The 14,429-nt window shown below is 67.6% G+C and carries 17 protein-coding genes; 8 read left to right on the plus strand and 9 right to left on the minus strand.

Going from position 1 to position 14,429, the window contains the following annotated elements; genetic code table 11:
• The first annotated feature begins 32 nt into the window (after positions 1–32).
• The 4 genes from ACFVWG_RS14000 (at position 33) to ACFVWG_RS14015 (ending at position 2,526) form a co-directional block, all read left to right on the plus strand.
• Complete coding sequence (locus ACFVWG_RS14000) at positions 33–395, plus strand: response regulator transcription factor (RefSeq protein ID WP_391543828.1); 363 nt, start codon at positions 33–35, stop codon at positions 393–395.
• A 156-nt stretch (positions 396–551) separates the two neighbouring features.
• On the plus strand, positions 552–1,778 hold the full coding sequence (locus tag ACFVWG_RS14005; protein ID WP_391543621.1) for a recombinase family protein: 1,227 nt from the start codon (positions 552–554) through the stop codon (positions 1,776–1,778).
• Positions 1,775–2,236 carry a hypothetical protein gene (locus ACFVWG_RS14010; protein ID WP_391543622.1) on the plus strand — a complete coding sequence of 154 codons (462 nt, stop codon included), beginning with the start codon at positions 1,775–1,777 and terminating at the stop codon, positions 2,234–2,236. Before ACFVWG_RS14005 ends, ACFVWG_RS14010 begins: the two co-directional genes overlap by 4 nt.
• 41 nt (positions 2,237–2,277) lie before the next feature.
• A complete protein-coding gene (locus ACFVWG_RS14015; RefSeq protein ID WP_391543623.1) occupies positions 2,278–2,526 on the plus strand; it encodes a hypothetical protein in 249 nt (82 codons plus the stop codon).
• Between the two features lie 18 nt (positions 2,527–2,544).
• On the opposite strand, the gene ACFVWG_RS14020 is transcribed toward ACFVWG_RS14015, so the two are convergent.
• Both ACFVWG_RS14020 and ACFVWG_RS14025 read right to left on the minus strand, forming a co-directional pair.
• Positions 2,545–2,718, minus strand: coding sequence for a hypothetical protein (locus tag ACFVWG_RS14020; RefSeq protein ID WP_391543624.1), 174 nt, complete (start codon positions 2,716–2,718; stop codon positions 2,545–2,547).
• Positions 2,719–2,999: 281 nt separating this feature from the next.
• Positions 3,000–3,365: a hypothetical protein gene (locus ACFVWG_RS14025; RefSeq protein WP_391543625.1), complete on the minus strand. Its 366-nt coding sequence runs from the start codon at positions 3,363–3,365 to the stop codon at positions 3,000–3,002.
• Positions 3,366–3,859: 494 nt separating this feature from the next.
• On the opposite strand from ACFVWG_RS14025, the gene ACFVWG_RS14030 reads away from it, so the two are divergent.
• From ACFVWG_RS14030 to ACFVWG_RS14040, 3 genes are read left to right on the plus strand one after another with little or no spacing between them, the layout of a single operon-like run.
• Positions 3,860–6,616: an AAA family ATPase gene (locus ACFVWG_RS14030; RefSeq protein WP_391543626.1), complete on the plus strand. Its 2,757-nt coding sequence runs from the start codon at positions 3,860–3,862 to the stop codon at positions 6,614–6,616.
• Between the two features lie 22 nt (positions 6,617–6,638).
• On the plus strand, positions 6,639–6,860 hold the full coding sequence (locus tag ACFVWG_RS14035) for an SCO4848 family membrane protein (RefSeq protein ID WP_391543627.1): 222 nt from the start codon (positions 6,639–6,641) through the stop codon (positions 6,858–6,860).
• On the plus strand, positions 6,857–7,684 hold the full coding sequence (locus tag ACFVWG_RS14040; protein WP_391543628.1) for a M55 family metallopeptidase: 828 nt from the start codon (positions 6,857–6,859) through the stop codon (positions 7,682–7,684). Before ACFVWG_RS14035 ends, ACFVWG_RS14040 begins: the two co-directional genes overlap by 4 nt.
• Here the strand turns inward: ACFVWG_RS14040 and ACFVWG_RS14045 are convergent.
• From ACFVWG_RS14045 to ACFVWG_RS14055, 3 genes are read right to left on the minus strand one after another with little or no spacing between them, the layout of a single operon-like run.
• Entirely contained in the window at positions 7,681–7,983 is a 303-nt protein-coding gene (locus tag ACFVWG_RS14045) for a hypothetical protein (protein WP_391543629.1), read from the minus strand. The genes ACFVWG_RS14040 and ACFVWG_RS14045 overlap by 4 nt on opposite strands.
• A gap of 53 nt (positions 7,984–8,036) precedes the next feature.
• Positions 8,037–9,293, minus strand: a complete 1,257-nt coding sequence (locus ACFVWG_RS14050; RefSeq protein ID WP_391543630.1) for a hypothetical protein — start codon at positions 9,291–9,293, stop codon at positions 8,037–8,039.
• Positions 9,286–9,777: an RNA polymerase sigma factor gene (locus ACFVWG_RS14055; protein WP_391543631.1), complete on the minus strand. Its 492-nt coding sequence runs from the start codon at positions 9,775–9,777 to the stop codon at positions 9,286–9,288. Before ACFVWG_RS14055 ends, ACFVWG_RS14050 begins: the two co-directional genes overlap by 8 nt.
• Positions 9,778–9,894: 117 nt before the next feature.
• Here ACFVWG_RS14055 and ACFVWG_RS14060 point away from each other — a divergent pair, with 117 nt between their 5' ends.
• The gene (locus tag ACFVWG_RS14060) at positions 9,895–10,935 is read left to right on the plus strand and encodes a hypothetical protein (RefSeq protein ID WP_391543632.1); all 1,041 of its coding nucleotides are present in this window, start codon (positions 9,895–9,897) and stop codon (positions 10,933–10,935) included.
• A gap of 8 nt (positions 10,936–10,943) precedes the next feature.
• On the opposite strand, the gene ACFVWG_RS14065 is transcribed toward ACFVWG_RS14060, so the two are convergent.
• Genes ACFVWG_RS14065 through sdhC form a run of 4 tightly spaced genes read right to left on the minus strand, consistent with a single transcriptional unit; the run spans position 10,944 to position 14,193 of the window.
• Positions 10,944–11,648, minus strand: coding sequence for a succinate dehydrogenase iron-sulfur subunit (locus tag ACFVWG_RS14065; RefSeq protein ID WP_391543633.1), 705 nt, complete (start codon positions 11,646–11,648; stop codon positions 10,944–10,946).
• Positions 11,648–13,390, minus strand: a complete 1,743-nt coding sequence (gene sdhA / locus ACFVWG_RS14070) for a succinate dehydrogenase flavoprotein subunit (protein ID WP_391543634.1) — start codon at positions 13,388–13,390, stop codon at positions 11,648–11,650. Before sdhA ends, ACFVWG_RS14065 begins: the two co-directional genes overlap by 1 nt.
• Before the next feature lie 13 nt (positions 13,391–13,403).
• The gene (locus tag ACFVWG_RS14075; protein ID WP_391543635.1) at positions 13,404–13,859 is read right to left on the minus strand and encodes a succinate dehydrogenase hydrophobic membrane anchor subunit; all 456 of its coding nucleotides are present in this window, start codon (positions 13,857–13,859) and stop codon (positions 13,404–13,406) included.
• Position 13,860: 1 nt separating this feature from the next.
• The gene (sdhC, locus tag ACFVWG_RS14080; RefSeq protein ID WP_380106187.1) at positions 13,861–14,193 is read right to left on the minus strand and encodes a succinate dehydrogenase, cytochrome b556 subunit; all 333 of its coding nucleotides are present in this window, start codon (positions 14,191–14,193) and stop codon (positions 13,861–13,863) included.
• Positions 14,194–14,429: the final 236 nt, after the last annotated feature.

Here is a 14,429-nt window from a genome sequence, read left to right on the forward strand (position 1 = left end):
GCAACATCGCCCTCCGTGAGCGCGTGACTACCATGCGCGTCAAAGCCTGGGGGCTCGTCGTGAATAAGACGTGGGATGAACGGCTGGACTGCTGCTGCACCTCAAATCGTCTGACCGAGCGTGAACTCGAAGTGTTGACACTCGTAGCAACCGGTCTGTCAGACGAAGAGATCGGGCACAAACTGCACGTGAGCAGACACACCGTCGGCTACCAGGTGTCGAACGCACTGAGGCGATGCGCTGCACGTAACAGGACCGAGATAGTTTCCCGCTGCTACGCGTGCGGAGTGTTCACCGCTGGCCGATGGCCTCCGAAACCGACTGGGTGGCGGTGCCTCAGCCACTGCGACTCGCTAACGCCGCTGGCCGTTCCGATGCTCCTCAAGCCCCGGTAACCACCGGTTGGAGCCCAAAATCCGGGTCTGTCTCAGGATCTCGGAACTAAGGTTCCAAGACGAACCAGTGAGACGCCCGGACCTGGCGGGAGAAACACGCGAAACGCCGTCTCAGTCTCACCGCTGTAGCGGCGTCAGTTTCGCTACATTCGGGACATGACAGCGACGGTCGTCACCGGTATCGAGTGGGGCTATGCCCGCGTCTCGACCAAGAAGCAGGACCTGCACCGCCAGATCCACGCCCTGACCACCTACGGCATCCCGGCCGACCCTGCCACCGGCGACGGGCGGCGGCTGTACGTCGACAAGCTCACCGGCAAGAACCTCAACCGGCAAGGCTGGCAGGAGCTGCGGCCGCGGCTGCGCGCCGGCGACGTCCTGGTGCTCGCCGAACTCGATCGGCTCGGCAGGTCGCAGACCGAGATGCTGCACCTGTTCACCGAGCTCACCGACGCCGGGATCCACGTGAACGTCATCGGCGGCCCGATCCCGTTCGACACCCGCAGCCCCGGCCCGGCTACCGAGATGGCCAAGGCACTGCTGCTGTTCCTCGGGCAGGTCGAGCTGATCTACAAGCAGGAGCGGGTCGCGTCGGCGCGTGAGTCTGGGAAGAACGCGCACCGGCCCCGTAAGCTCACGCCCCAGCTCGAGGAAGACCTGGCCGGCGAGTTTTCGGCCGGGACACTGGTCGACGAGCTCGCCGCGAAGTACGGCGTCTCACGCGCCACGGTGTACCGGATTGCCCGCGAGCATCAGGTTCGGAACAACGCCCGCCGTACGTTCACCCCGACCGGTCGGGGGAAGTCGATGACGCCGGCACAGATCGGGACCGCGCATCGGCTCAAGGCCGACGGGCTGTCGATCCGGCAGATCGCCGCGTCGGTCGGCGCCAGCCGTGCGACCGTGCACCGCACTCTTGCCGCGACGTCGCTCACCGAGATCACCACCGGACTCGCCGCTGCGCTGAGCACTTCAGCACCAACCAGCCCGGCCGGGCCGCAGCGGCTGGCCTGTCCAGGCTGTGGCACCGTGCCGAACGGCAAGACTGTCGCCGCGCGGCTGCGCGAAGAGCTGCAGACCGAGTGGTGGTCGACCAGCGCCAACGGTGACCGGATCCAGGTGACGCGGCACTGCGGGCGGTGTCAGCCCCACACCGTCTACGCCGTGGCCTGCCTCGCCTGCGGCGACGGGCCGCTCCTGACCGGCGAGCTCGCCGACGTTGCCCGCGACACCGACCCGCAGGAGCTGCCCGAGGTCGTGGTCAGCGAGCTCATCCGCACCGGCCGGTGCTGGACCGAAACGTCGTACGGCAACGGCTGGGTCTGCTGCCGGCCCGCCACCAAGACCGCAGCCTCGGCCGCTGCCGTCGGCGGTCTGCGATGAGGGCGCTGCGGGCAGCGGTCGAGCGCGTCGCCCGTGCGGTCGACGACGTGACCTACTACACCAAGGACGTTCCGCCGCCGGTGTACATCCGGTGCTCCGAATGCGGCCGGATCGGTGTCCAGGGCTACCGTCGCGGCGGGATCCGCGATGAACCCGCCGCTCGCAACAAGGTGAAGGCGCCGATGCCGCCGGAATACCGCTGCCGCTGGTGCCAGGAATTCAGCCCGCGAGTCCTTGGCGACGAGATCGACCTCGACGATCCGACCGTCGACGTCGTCGACATGCTCTGCCTCGCGCCCCACCGTCTACCGGTGCTGCGCTGGTTCCGCAGCTGCCACACCATCTACCCGGCACCGGCCGAAGCCCACACACTCACGACCTGCCCCTGCTGCGGCGTGTACGCCGTCGCCCAGACCACCCTCGAGGCCTACAACCGCAGCACCGAGCCGGGACAGTAAACGACACCCGCGTGCCGCCAGGCCCGTGAATACTGTCCGCTATGCCCTTCACCGACACCGATGTGACCGAATGGTCAGAGCTGACCTCGAACCTCTACGTGGCCACGGCCCGCGATCCGCACGACGAAGGCCTCGCCCAAGAAGCGATGGCCAACGTGTGGTCAGCCTTCGGGTCCGGTGACCTGCCCGACGCCGTCCTGCGGATGCTCATCGAGGCGACCGAGGTCGGCTACCTGGCCGCCCTGAACGACCTGCGCGACGGGTCTCTGGACGGCGAGGTCGGGCAGTAGCCCGACCTCGTGCCGCCCCTACTGGATGATGTCGATGCCGCTGCGATCGAGGCTGTCGAGAGAGCGAGCGATGCTGACCAGAGCGTGCGTCCGCGCCAAAGCGAGGCGCTGATCGAGAGACAGATCCTCCGTCTCCAGGTCATCGATCAGATCAGCAGCGCGTTGGACATCAGGATCGGGTTTGCGAGCCATGCCGGCAGGCTACCGGCCGGGACCGACAGGGGCCGGCGGTTACGATCCGCTCCCGTACCAGCGGTACCGGGGCGCCGGCTCGGCTGGCGCCGGAGCCACCTCGGTTCGAGCAATGCACTTGCCTTGACCGAGATGATCAGCCAAGGCGTGACCACAGGAACATTCCCCGTCCTGGTGCTCCCACGGCTCGTAGAACTCGCATCCGCACTCCATAGCAGCCGATCATGCCCGGGAGAACCGACAGTTTGGCGTACATGCGCCCGCGGGCCCCGGACGTCCGGTCATACGATGCCGGCTTCGGCCTGGCGGAGCTGGCGCGCCTGGGCGACAAGCCGGCCGTAGTCGTCGGCCTTCACCGGATCGACCGCCAGCCCGTGGGCTCTGGCGTACTGAGCAGCCGCCTGCCCGGTAACGCCTAAGGCATCACCGATCTCGCGCCAGGTCACAACTGGCTCGTTTCGCCGGGCGACGATGATCGTCTGGTCGATCATCCGCTGGAGCTCGTCCTGCAGAGATCGCGCTGACGCCAGCGCTGCGAGCCGCCGATCCGATGACGGCGGGTCCGCGCCGCTGTCCAGCTGCCGCATGATGCGACGCAGGTCGGTCCGGACCCGTCCGGCGGTGTAGCGAACGCTGGTGGTGGCCATCCTCCGATGAAAGCTCGCTTTCACCACCGACGGAACGGCCAACTACCTCGTCATTGCAGGCGAGTACGGACATCCGTGCAGACGACTTCGAACATCGACAGGTGCGGGGTCTCCGGCCACCACTGCTTGTCTCAACCCACCGTTCCCGTACCCAGCCACCAGTTGTGGCGGGAGACAGCTAATTGGGGGTTGGGACAGGTAATAGCTTGTGCCGGCCCACCAGTTGCTGTTCAAGCCCACCAGCTGTGGCGTGGGCGGGGTGTCGGATCGGGCGATGATGGTCGGTAGACCAGTGGATTTGGTGGTCTTTTTCTGAACGTTTCAGGTTTGGCTGGGGCGCCATCTGGTGCCCCGGCACGATCGTGCCGTGCTGACCGCTCTGACGCCGCAGCTTCGGGTGACAGGATGGTGTCGAGACGGTTTCCTCATGTGACACGCGCCGTGTCGGGCGGTCGTTGCCTGTTTTAATCGCAGGTAAACCTTCGAGGAGTTATGTGACTGACGACGAGCTGGTTGGGCGGAGCAGTCTGGTCGAGCGTGCGAAGAAGCAGCTCGAGACCAGCGGCAGTGTGCTGCTCTATGGCCCGACCGGCATCGGCAAGTCAGCCATGGGCCGAGCTCTGGTCGCGGACCGCACGAAAGCCGGCTGCCGCGTTCTGAGCGCCGCTCCGTCACAGAGTGAAGCCGGACTGCCCTACGTCACGCTCCTCGACCTCCTCTCGAACCAGCTCGAGCTGGCCTGGCAGGTGCTGCCGGACCACCTCCGCCAGCCGCTTGAGGTCGCTCTGCTCAAGGCGAGCGCCCCGGACACCGTCCGTGACGAGCTGGCGGTCCGCCTCGCCGTTCTGCATGTACTACGTCGCCTGGCGGCGAATGGTCCGGTCCTGCTCGTTGTCGACGACATCCAATGGGTGGACCCGTCCAGCCTCGAGGTGCTCACGTTCTGTGCCCGGCGACTCTCTGACGGCGTACACATGCTGGCCACCGAGCAGGTGGCTGACGGTGATCTCCCGGTGATGGCTGAGGCTTGCCCCGAGCCGGTGCTGCAGCTGGAAGTACCTCCGCTGACCGAGCCCGACGTACTGGGCCTGTTGCGTCAGCGGCTGTCCAGCCCGCTCCCGGTCCGGACGGCGCGGCGCATCTTCACCGCGAGCGCGGGTAACCCGTTTATGGCGCTGGAGCTCGGCCGGGCCGTGCTGCGGCACCCGCAGGGCGTCTCGCCCAATGACCCGCTGCCGGTGTCCAGTCGGCTGAAGACGCTGCTCGGCGACCGCCTGTCCGACCTGAGCCTCGGTGCACACGAGCTGCTCCTGCATGCGGCGTCGTCCCCGCGGCCTACGACCACTCAGCTCGCGCAGTCCCTCAGCCGCCCGATCGAGGCTGAGCTGGCCGAGGCGGAGGCGCTGGGCCTGATCGACATCGCGTCGGAGCGGCTGCGGTTCGCTCACCCGCTCCTGAGTGAGTACGTGTACGCCGAGGCGACGTCGGCCGCTCGTCGGCAGGCGCATGCCCAGCTCGCGGCAGTCGTCGACGAACCGGTCGAGAACGCGACCCACCGCGCGTTGGCTACCCAAGAGGCGGACGCCGACCTCGCAGCCGCCATCGAGGAGGCCGCCGCCGTGGCTGCGGGCCGCGGTGCGCCCGGAGCGGCTGCGACCCTCTGGCGGCTGGCCGCCGAGCGGACGCCGAGCAGCCTGCCGGACGAGCGGGCTCGCCGTCTGACCAGAGCCTCTGATGACGCTGCTGCCGCCGGGCATCTGGCGGAGTCGGCCGAGATGGCGCGCCTCGCCGTACAGGCTGCGACGCTGCCGGAGACCAAGGTGCCGGCGCTGCTGTTGCAGGTCGACGCTGCGTGGCCGGACCGGGAGTGCCGGGTTGGTCTGCTGGCCGATGCCTTTGACGTTGCCCGGGGCGACGACCGGCTTGAGGCGCGGGTGCGGATTGGCCTTAGCAACAGCGCGTACTTCGATCGCAGTCTCGACGAGGCACAGGAGCACGCCCGTGTGGCGGAGCAGCTGGCCCGGTCGTCCGGCGACACCGAGGCGCTGGTTGACGCGCTGAGTGCGGCCAGCTCAGTGCTGATGTCCCGTGACGCCGGCCAGAGCGCGGACTCGCTGCTGTCCCAGGCGGCGGAGCTGGCGCGCGACCTGCCGCTGACCAAGGCAGTCGTGAACGCTCGCCAGATGGCGGCGATGCGCGAGCTGTTCCGCGGCCGGACCGACGAGGCGATCACTGCGATCAGCGCTCTCGTCGAGGAGGTTCGGGACGGTGGCGCGATGCGCTGGCTGGCCTCGGTGCTGATCTCCGCGACCGCGATCTACGAGCGCAGCGGCCGTGGCGCAGATGCCTTGAGCGCCGGCCACGAGTGCTACCAGCTGATGCAGGACATCGGTGAAGAGGCCGAGGTCGGACTCGTCATCGCCAGCCGCGCCGAGTGGGCCGGCGGTACGGCGGTGATGGCCCGCCAGCTCGCGGACGCGGCGCTCGAGGGAGCCCGTCTGGTCGGCAACGACGAGTGGACCGGCCCGGCCCTCGCCGTACAGGGGATCGTCGGTGTGCTGACGGGTGACCCGCAGCGTGCTGTCGAGGCTTTCGACGCGATCGCGGAGTCCGGCGAGGCTGCGATGCCGTTCGACCCGGTGATCATCCCGTGGCACGCGGACTATGCCGAGGCGCTTGTCGCCGCCGGGCGGTTGGATGACGCAGCCGCGTTGATCGCCGACATCCGGGCGCGCGCCGAGACACTGGACCGGCCGGTCGTGACCATCGGCCTGGCCCGGTCCGAGGCCCTGCTGATCGCCAAGCAGGGCGATCCGGCCGCGGCCCTGGAGCTGCTGGAGAAGACCATCGGCGGCGCGGGTGACCGTGTCTACCCGCTCGACCTGGCTCGCTGCGAGCTGACCCGGGGCCGCGTTGCGCGGCAGGCCCGGCGACGTTCGGTGGCGCGGACGGCGTTCCTGGACGCGATCGAGCAGTTCGAGACGTACGGCGCTCCGGCCTGGCGTGAGGTGGCCGAGACCGAGCTGGCCCGCCTGGATGTCCCCAGCCGGAGCCGTCAGCCGTCCGAGCTGACCGACAACGAGCAGCAGATCGTGGCGATGGTCCGCGACGGTTCCACCAACCGCGAGATCGCCGCCGCCCTGTACCTGTCGGTCAAGGCGGTCGAGTCCCAGCTGACCCGGCTCTACCGCCGGTTCGGAGTGGCGAATCGCACCCAGCTGCTCCGCATGGTGGACCGCCCGGGCTCGTGACCCCTCCGGGCACAATGGCGGGGTGAAACTCGAACGCAAGCACGCTCTGGTCCTGCTCGGCATCGCGATCTGGAACGTCGTGACCTATCTGCGCTTCATCAAGGCGCTCGTCGACACCGAGGACCGCCCGACCGGGTACTACGTGGCGCACACGATCCTGATCATCGTGAACCTGGTGATCGCCGCCGTCCTCGGCACCTGGGGAGTCAAGGCCTACAAGGCGGCCAAGGTCTCGTCGTCGTGAAGGTCTACGTCAGCGCGGACATGGAGGGCATCACCGGTCTGGTCGATGCCGAGGACGTCCAGCCGCCTGGCCGCGACTACGAGCGCGGCCGGGTGATGATGACCGAGGACGTGAACGCGGCGATCCGCGGCGCGTACGCCGCCGGCGCCACCTCCGTCCTGGTCAACGACGCCCACGGCCCGATGCGCAACCTGCTGCCGGACCTCCTCGATCCCCGCGCGGTCCTGATCAAAGGCCGTCCGAAGCCGATGGGCATGATCGAAGGGCTGGATCCCTCGTACGACGCGGTCCTGTGTGTCGGCTTCCACGCCCGCGCCGGCATCCTCGGCGTCCTCAGCCACAGCTTCATGGGCCACGAGATCGAGGACATCTGGTTGGACGACCAGGTGACCGGCGAGATAGGCCTCTTCGAGGCGACAGCATCGGCGTACGGCGTCCCTCTGGTCCTGCTCACCGGCGATGACGCCGCCTGTGCCGAGGCCGCCGCCTGGAACAACCGCATCCATACAGTCCCCGTGAAATACGCCAAGGATCGCTTCGCCGCCCAGCTCGTCCCGGTCGCGGAGGCCCGCGCCGCCATCGAATCCGGCGTCGCTTCAGCCCTAGGCTCACTTTCGGCCGTCAGCCCGCCTCAGGCCTCGCGCACCCTGAGCGTCCGCTGGCAGTCCGCCTCGGTCACGTCGCATCTTCAAGCGATCCCCGGAGTGATCCGCGTCGACGATCGCACGGTGACGGTGACGGGAGACATGGTCCAGCTCTACCGCCTCTTCAACCTCTTCCTCCGCGTCGCGACCGCGGTCACCTCAAACCCGCCGTACTGCTAACGACCCAGTAGTAGTCGGACGGCAGGCGGGAGTTCGAGGCCGAGACTCAGCCGTTGCCAGGCCTGGGAGAACGAACTGGGGGCCCGGCTGGTCGGAAAGTTCTTGCGCAGGCTGAAAGCCACGACGATCATCAGCGCCTGGCCGATCGCGAAGAAGACGATGCCCACCACCATCTGCCCGGCCGAGGCGCCGGTGAACTGACCGTACAGAATCCACACAACGGCGATCAGCCACGCCAGAAACCCCACCGTGTACCCCACCGCGATCAGCCGCGCGTTCGCTTGTCTCGTCCAGTCCATGCCCGCCAGTATGGGCGACGCGTCACCAGTCCCACGCGCGCAAGCCTGTCGCGCTACCGCGGCACAAAGGAACTCCAGGTCTTGCCCTGATCGGTGCTCACGATGACCGACCAGGGAAAGGGTGGGTGGTCGAGGTCCGGGTTGTAGCCGGCCCACAGGACGGCGGACAGGAGGTTCTCGTCGCCCCGCAGGTCGGAAAGCGGTGCGGTAGTTGTGCTCGACCGCCAGAGCTTGTTGGCCGGAAGGGCTGTCGGCTTGTTGTCCTGAATGCGTAAGAGTTGCCGACGCTGTTCTCCTCCGTCGCCGCTGAGGAGCAACGCGGTGCCGTCGTTGAAGGCGGCCGGGCTGTCGGCGCGGAGGCCTGGTGGCGTTGGGATCGTGCGCCAGTCGGTACCGCCGTTGGTCGACATCTTCAGCACCCCGATGCGGGCGGGACCGTCCGGTGTGGGCAGCACGGAGCCGGCCAGGAGCGTCCTGCCGTTCCGGCTGACGGCGAGGAAGCCAGAGCCGATGCTCTCGTCGAGCGTTGTCTGCTGCCAGTTCTTGCCGTCGTCGGTCCACCGGACCCGGCTGCCGCCGGCGTCGTCGAGGATCCACCAACGGCCGGAGTCGTCGCGGACCGGCGAGGTCGAGTAGAGACTGCCGACAGGCTGAAGCCGACGCAGGGTGGACCTCTCGACGTTCACCACGTCGAGGGCTCCCGGTGCCAGCGAGTCCGTCAGCACCTCCTTGGTGGTGGAGAAGGTCTTGGACGGTCGCGCGTAGCGCAGGACCGTACGGACCGGCCCGTTCTCCGTGAAGCGCACCAGGAAGCTGTCGGGCCACGTGACGTCCTCTGCGGTCCCCAGTTGCGGACGACCGAGCAGGATGAGCTCGTCGCCCCGGCGCAGGACCTGGTACGGCGTCGACCGCACCGGCATAGCCACCTTGACCCCGTCCCACTTCACGACCGCGCTGTAACGGCAGGACGGCAGACAGCTGGACCAAGCGGACATCCAGCGGTTCGGGTCAATCACGGCGACAGAGCTGAGCTCGGACTCGGGATCGGCGACGAGGCTCTCTCCGACGGCATCGGAGCCGGGGGAGTAGGAAACGCCGTCACCTGGCACGTACGACGATTGCGCGGCGACCTGAGTGTTCTCGAGCCGACTGATCGGCAGCCCGATCACCAGCGCCAGTACGGCGGCCGTCGCGACCACCAGGGCCACGCGCCGCCGGCGGCGACGCCGTACCCGGTAGGTGAGGCTCAGGAAAGCGGGCGCGTGGACGGAGTCGTGCACCGCCCAAGCCAGTTCCTTCAGCTCAGACATGGTCGACCTCCTCGACGAAATCGCGCACTAGTGGGCCGAGGCGGGTGCGACCGCGGGCGAGCCGGGCCTTGACGGTTCCTTCGGGTACGCCGAGCTGCGCGGCGACCTCGCGGACCGGCAGATCGACGATGTGGTGCAACGTGATCACCTCGCGCTGCTCCCAGGGCAGCCGGCGAAGCGCGTCGACCAGCGCGACGTGGTCAGGGGAGAGGCCAGGGACCGAGTCCGCGGTCGGACCGGTACGGCGCATCAGCCGCTGGAAGGTGGCGGCGCGACGGAAGCGACTGCGGACGATGTTCAGGGCGACGGTGCGCAGCCAGCCCTCGGGGTTCTCGATCTCGCTGAACCGGCGCGGCTTCTCGAGTGCCCGGATGAACGCCTCCTGGACGGCGTCCTCGGCCTCGGCGAGGTTGCCACAGACGACGAAGAGCTGGGCCACCAGCCGGCGGTAGCAACCGTCGTACAGCTCACGCACGTCGTCCACCGCCCACCACCCCTCCCCGGTCAGCACCCAGCCTCTGCCAGCACGACTCCCGAGCGGGCGACGTTGGTTGCTGGATGTGATTCAGCTCACATCATCCGCTGGCTAGGCTCAGTGCTTGTGGCTGATGAGTGGCTCGACGTACGGCGTCATTTGGTGGGGAACCGGTATCAGTTGGCCGTCGACGCGGCTGAGGATTACCCGGCGGAGCGTCGCGTGGCGGGGACGCCGTTGCTGGCGCCGGCGTCGTGGATTCCGGCCGAGCCCGTACCGCTGATGTCAGTGGGGCTTGAGTTCGATGCCGGCGCGGTCTTGACCGGGGTGACGGGACATGAACCTTTTGCGAGGGAGTTGCTGCCGGCGGAGTTCGGGTCTTATGCGGAGGCGATCAAGGGGCTGGCGCCTCCAGCCGTCTTCGAGGATCGGCCGACGTACCGGCTGACGTTCGCGGACCTGGCCGGGCCGGATCCTGTACTGCGCTTTGGCCGCGGCACCTACTTCGACAGCATCAACACGGGTGAGGCCGCCGCCCACGAGTACGCGGCGCAGCGCGGGAGCCTAAGAAAGGCCATCGGCGACCCATGGGACGTGACGCGACGGCCGACCAACATCGCGATCAGCACGCTCACGATCCGCGCCGATCAGGAGCCGAGGTTCTTCCTGCACTGGCGTGATCCAGCCAAGGTCGGCCACGCCGGTGGCCTCTACCAAGTCGTCCCCGTTGGCATCTTCCAACCAAGCGCCGACGCCGCCGGGAACGAGCAGAACGACTTCTCCCTCTGGCGAAACGTCGTCCGCGAACTGGCCGAGGAACTACTCGGTGAGTCGGAGGACTACGGCGAGGCACCCATCCAGTACGACGATTGGCCGTTCGCCGCACGTCTCGCGGCCGGCCTAAAAACCGGGGAGGTGCGGGCGTACTGCGTGGGGTTGGGCGTTGACCCGCTGACCTTCGCGACGGACCTGCTCACAGTCCTGTCGATCGACGCACCCATCTTCGACGAGCTGTTCGGTGGCTTAGTCGAAGCCAACGACGAAGGCCGAGTCCTGGAACCCCAACCCTTCACTGCCGAGGTGGTGGACAACTTCGTCCACCACCAACCGATGCAGGCAGCTGGGGCTGCCCTCCTCCAACTCGCCTGGACCCACCAACTGGCCTAGGCGACGGGTCAGACGCGGCGGAAGATCAGGGCGCGCTTGACCTCTTGGATGGCCTTGGTGACCTCGATGCCTCGGGGGCACGCGTCGGTGCAGTTGAAGGTGGTCCGGCAGCGCCAGACGCCTTCCTTGTCGTTCAGGATCTCGAGGCGCTGCTCGGTGCCCTCGTCGCGGCTGTCGAAGATGAAGCGGTGGGCGCCGACGATGGCCTGCGGGCCGAAGTACTGGCCGTCGGACCAGAAGACCGGGCAGGACGTCGTACAGGCGGCGCAGAGGATGCACTTGGTGGTGTCGTCGAAGCGGTCGCGGTCGGCCTGGGACTGGATCCGCTCGCGGGTCGGCTCGTGGCCGCTGGTGACCAGGAACGGCATCACCGAGCGGTAGGCGTCGAAGAACGGCTCCATGTCGACGACCAGGTCCTTGAGCACCGGCAGGCCCTTGATGGGCTCGACGGTGATCTCCTTCTCCGGGTTCAGGTCCTTGATCAGCGTCTTGCAGGCCAGCCGGTTGCGGCCGTTGATCCGCATCGCGTCCGAACCGCAGACGCCGTGCGCGCAGGACCGGCGGAACGTGAGCGTGCCGTCCTGCTCCCACTTGATCTTGTGCAGTGCGTCCAGGACCCGGTCGGTCGGCTGCAGGGTGACGGAGTACGTCTTCCACTCCGCCTCGTCGACGACCTCAGGGTTGTACCGGAGGATCTTGACCTTGACGTCCATCAGTACTTCCGCTCCATCGGCTTGTAGCGGGTCTGGATCACCGGCTTGTAGTCCAACCGGATATTTACGTTGCCTTCAGCATCGATATCGCGATACGCCATCGTGTGCCGCATGAAGTTGACGTCGTCCCGCTTGTCGTAGTCCTCGCGGAAGTGACCGCCGCGGGACTCCTTACGAGCAAGGGCGGAGACGACCAGCACCTCGGCCAGGTCGATCAGGAAGCCGAGCTCGACCGCCTCGAGCAGGTCGGTGTTGAACCGCTTGCCCTTGTCCTGGACGGAAACCTGGGCGAACCGTTCCTTGAGCGACTCGATGTCGACCAGCGCCTGCTTGAGCGAACCCTCGGTCCGGTACACCTGCGCGTTCAGGTCCATGGTGGCCTGCAGGTCGGCCCGGATCGCGGCGACCCGCTCCTGGCCGGTCGCGTTCCGCATGCCCTCGATCAGGTCGACCACGAAGGTCTCCGGCTCGGCCGGCAGCTCCTCGAACTCGGCGGTCGCGGCGTACTCGGCGGCGGCGATACCGGCCCGCCGGCCGAACACGTTGATGTCGAGCAGCGAGTTCGTGCCCAGGCGGTTCGCGCCGTGGACCGAGACGCAGGCGACCTCACCCGCGGCGTACAGGCCGGGGATCACATCATCGTTGTTGGCCAGCGCCTCGCCCTTGATGTTGGTCGGGATGCCGCCCATGGCGTAGTGCGCGGTCGGGAAGACCGGGATCTGCTCGGTGTACGGCTCGACGCCCAGGTAGGTACGGGCGAACTCGGTGATGTCCGGCAGCTTGGCGTCGATGTGCGCGGGCTCGAGGTGCGTGAGGTCGAGCATCACGTACGCCTTGTCCGGCCCACAGCCACGGCCCTCGCGGACTTCGTTCGCCATCGCGCGCGCCACCATGTCGCGGGGCGCGAGGTCCTTCACGGTCGGCGCGTAGCGCTCCATGAAGCGTTCGTTGTCCGAGTTGCGCAGGATGCCGCCCTCACCACGAGCAGCCTCCGACAGCAGGACGCCGAGACCGGCCAGACCGGTCGGGTGGAACTGGAAGAACTCCATGTCCTCCAGCGGCAGGCCCTTGCGCCACACGATGCCCATGCCGTCACCGGTGAGCGTGTGCGCGTTGGACGTGGTCCGGAAGACCTTGCCGAAGCCGCCCGAGGCGAACACGATCGACTTGGCGCTGAAGATGTGCAGCTCGCCGGTGGCCAGCTCGTAGGCGACGACACCGGTCGCCCGGCCGCCGACCATCAGCAGGTCGAGAACGTAGAACTCGTTGAAGAACTCGACGTTCTGCTTGATGCACTGCTGGTACAGCGTCTGCAGGATCATGTGGCCGGTCCGGTCCGCGGCGAAACAGGACCGCCGCACGACGGCCTCACCGTGGTTGCGGGTGTGGCCACCGAAGAACCGCTGGTCGATCTTGCCCTCGGCGGTCCGGTTGAACGGCAGTCCCATCTTCTCCAGGTCGAGGACCGCGTCGACGGCCTCGCGGCACATCACCTCGGCCGCGTCCTGGTCGACCAGGAAGTCACCACCCTTGACCGTGTCGAAGGTGTGCCACTCCCAGTTGTCCTCCTCGACGTTGGCCAGCGCGGCGCACATGCCGCCCTGGGCCGCGCCGGTGTGCGACCGGGTCGGGTAGAGCTTGGTGAGCACCGCGGTCCGGGTCCGCTTGCTCGACTCGAGGGCGGCGCGCATGCCGGCCCCACCCGCGCCAACGATGACTACGTCGTACTGATGCCGCTGCATATCCTGAGGTTCCTTACTTGCAGACCGACAGCGTGGAGCTGGGGTCCAGGCAGGGATCGAAGGTGAAGATGACCAGCGTGCCGAGGACGACGATCACGATCGCCGCGGTGATCAGCAGGGCCTTCAGCCAGAACCGCGTCTGGTCCTTCTCCGCGTAGTCGTTGATGATCGTGCGCATCCCGTTGCTGCCGTGCAGCATCGCCAGCCACAGCATCAGCAGGTCCCAGACCTGCCACAGCGGGTTGGCCCACTTGCCGGCCACGAAGCCGAAGTCGAGCGCGGTGATCCCGCCGCCGAGCATCAGGTTCACGAACAGGTGACCGAGGACCAGGACCACCAGCGCGAGCCCGGACAGCCGCATGAACAGCCAGCTGTAGAGCTCGAAGTTGGTCTGGCCCGACCGGTTCCGGCCGCCGCCTTTGAGTGAGCGCGCACGAGTGCTGGAGCGGGGAGTGGCGATCTCGCTCATCTCAGCCTCCGAAGACGTGGGTCAGGTGCCGGATCACGAACGGCACGAACAGGACGACCCAGATCACGCCGACGCCGATCATCAGCTTGCGCTGGTTCCGCGGGCCCTTGGCCCAGAAGTCGACCAGGATCAGCCGGATGCCGTTGAACGCGTGGAACAGGATGGCCCCGACCAGGCCGACCTCCATCAGGCCGACGATCGGGTTCTTGTAGGTGCCGATGACCTCGTTGTAGGCCTCCGGCGACACCCGGACCAGAGCTGTGTCGAGCACATGCACGAGCAGGAAGAAGAAGATTCCCACGCCGGTGATCCGGTGCGCGACCCATGACCACATGCCCTCCCGGCCACGGTAGAGCGTGCCGGCTGGTTTGCTGGGCAAACCGATCCTCCGATCGGATCTCGGATCAGAGCCGGTGCGGCTGCCGCGATCGGCTCGGCCCGGTAGGAAAACCCGGCCGGGTTCGATGGTAGTCCCGCTGGGTTGGCGCTTTTGTCCTGACAGGTGTGACATCGCTCTCGCGCGTGTCGGAGGGTCCCCTGAAATGGCCCTGCGACCTGGGTCACGACTGG

Origin of the sequence: Kribbella sp. NPDC058245 (genome assembly GCF_042882005.1) — a bacterium.
In the GTDB taxonomy this organism is placed as follows: Bacteria; Actinomycetota; Actinomycetes; order Propionibacteriales; family Kribbellaceae; genus Kribbella.

Coding starts and splice junctions, on each gene's coding strand:
- ACFVWG_RS14025 (WP_391543625.1), bottom strand. CDS start 3,365: ATGGCCACCACCAGCGTTCGCTACACCGCCGGACGGGTCCGGACCGAC.
- ACFVWG_RS14045 (WP_391543629.1), bottom strand. CDS start 7,983: ATGGACTGGACGAGACAAGCGAACGCGCGGCTGATCGCGGTGGGGTAC.
- ACFVWG_RS14000 (WP_391543828.1), top strand. CDS start 33: ATGCGCGTCAAAGCCTGGGGGCTCGTCGTGAATAAGACGTGGGATGAA.
- sdhA (WP_391543634.1), bottom strand. CDS start 13,390: ATGCAGCGGCATCAGTACGACGTAGTCATCGTTGGCGCGGGTGGGGCC.
- ACFVWG_RS14005 (WP_391543621.1), top strand. CDS start 552: ATGACAGCGACGGTCGTCACCGGTATCGAGTGGGGCTATGCCCGCGTC.
- sdhC (WP_380106187.1), bottom strand. CDS start 14,193: ATGTGGTCATGGGTCGCGCACCGGATCACCGGCGTGGGAATCTTCTTC.
- ACFVWG_RS14075 (WP_391543635.1), bottom strand. CDS start 13,859: ATGAGCGAGATCGCCACTCCCCGCTCCAGCACTCGTGCGCGCTCACTC.
- ACFVWG_RS14050 (WP_391543630.1), bottom strand. CDS start 9,293: ATGTCTGAGCTGAAGGAACTGGCTTGGGCGGTGCACGACTCCGTCCAC.
- ACFVWG_RS14020 (WP_391543624.1), bottom strand. CDS start 2,718: ATGGCTCGCAAACCCGATCCTGATGTCCAACGCGCTGCTGATCTGATC.
- ACFVWG_RS14065 (WP_391543633.1), bottom strand. CDS start 11,648: ATGGACGTCAAGGTCAAGATCCTCCGGTACAACCCTGAGGTCGTCGAC.
- ACFVWG_RS14010 (WP_391543622.1), top strand. CDS start 1,775: ATGAGGGCGCTGCGGGCAGCGGTCGAGCGCGTCGCCCGTGCGGTCGAC.
- ACFVWG_RS14015 (WP_391543623.1), top strand. CDS start 2,278: ATGCCCTTCACCGACACCGATGTGACCGAATGGTCAGAGCTGACCTCG.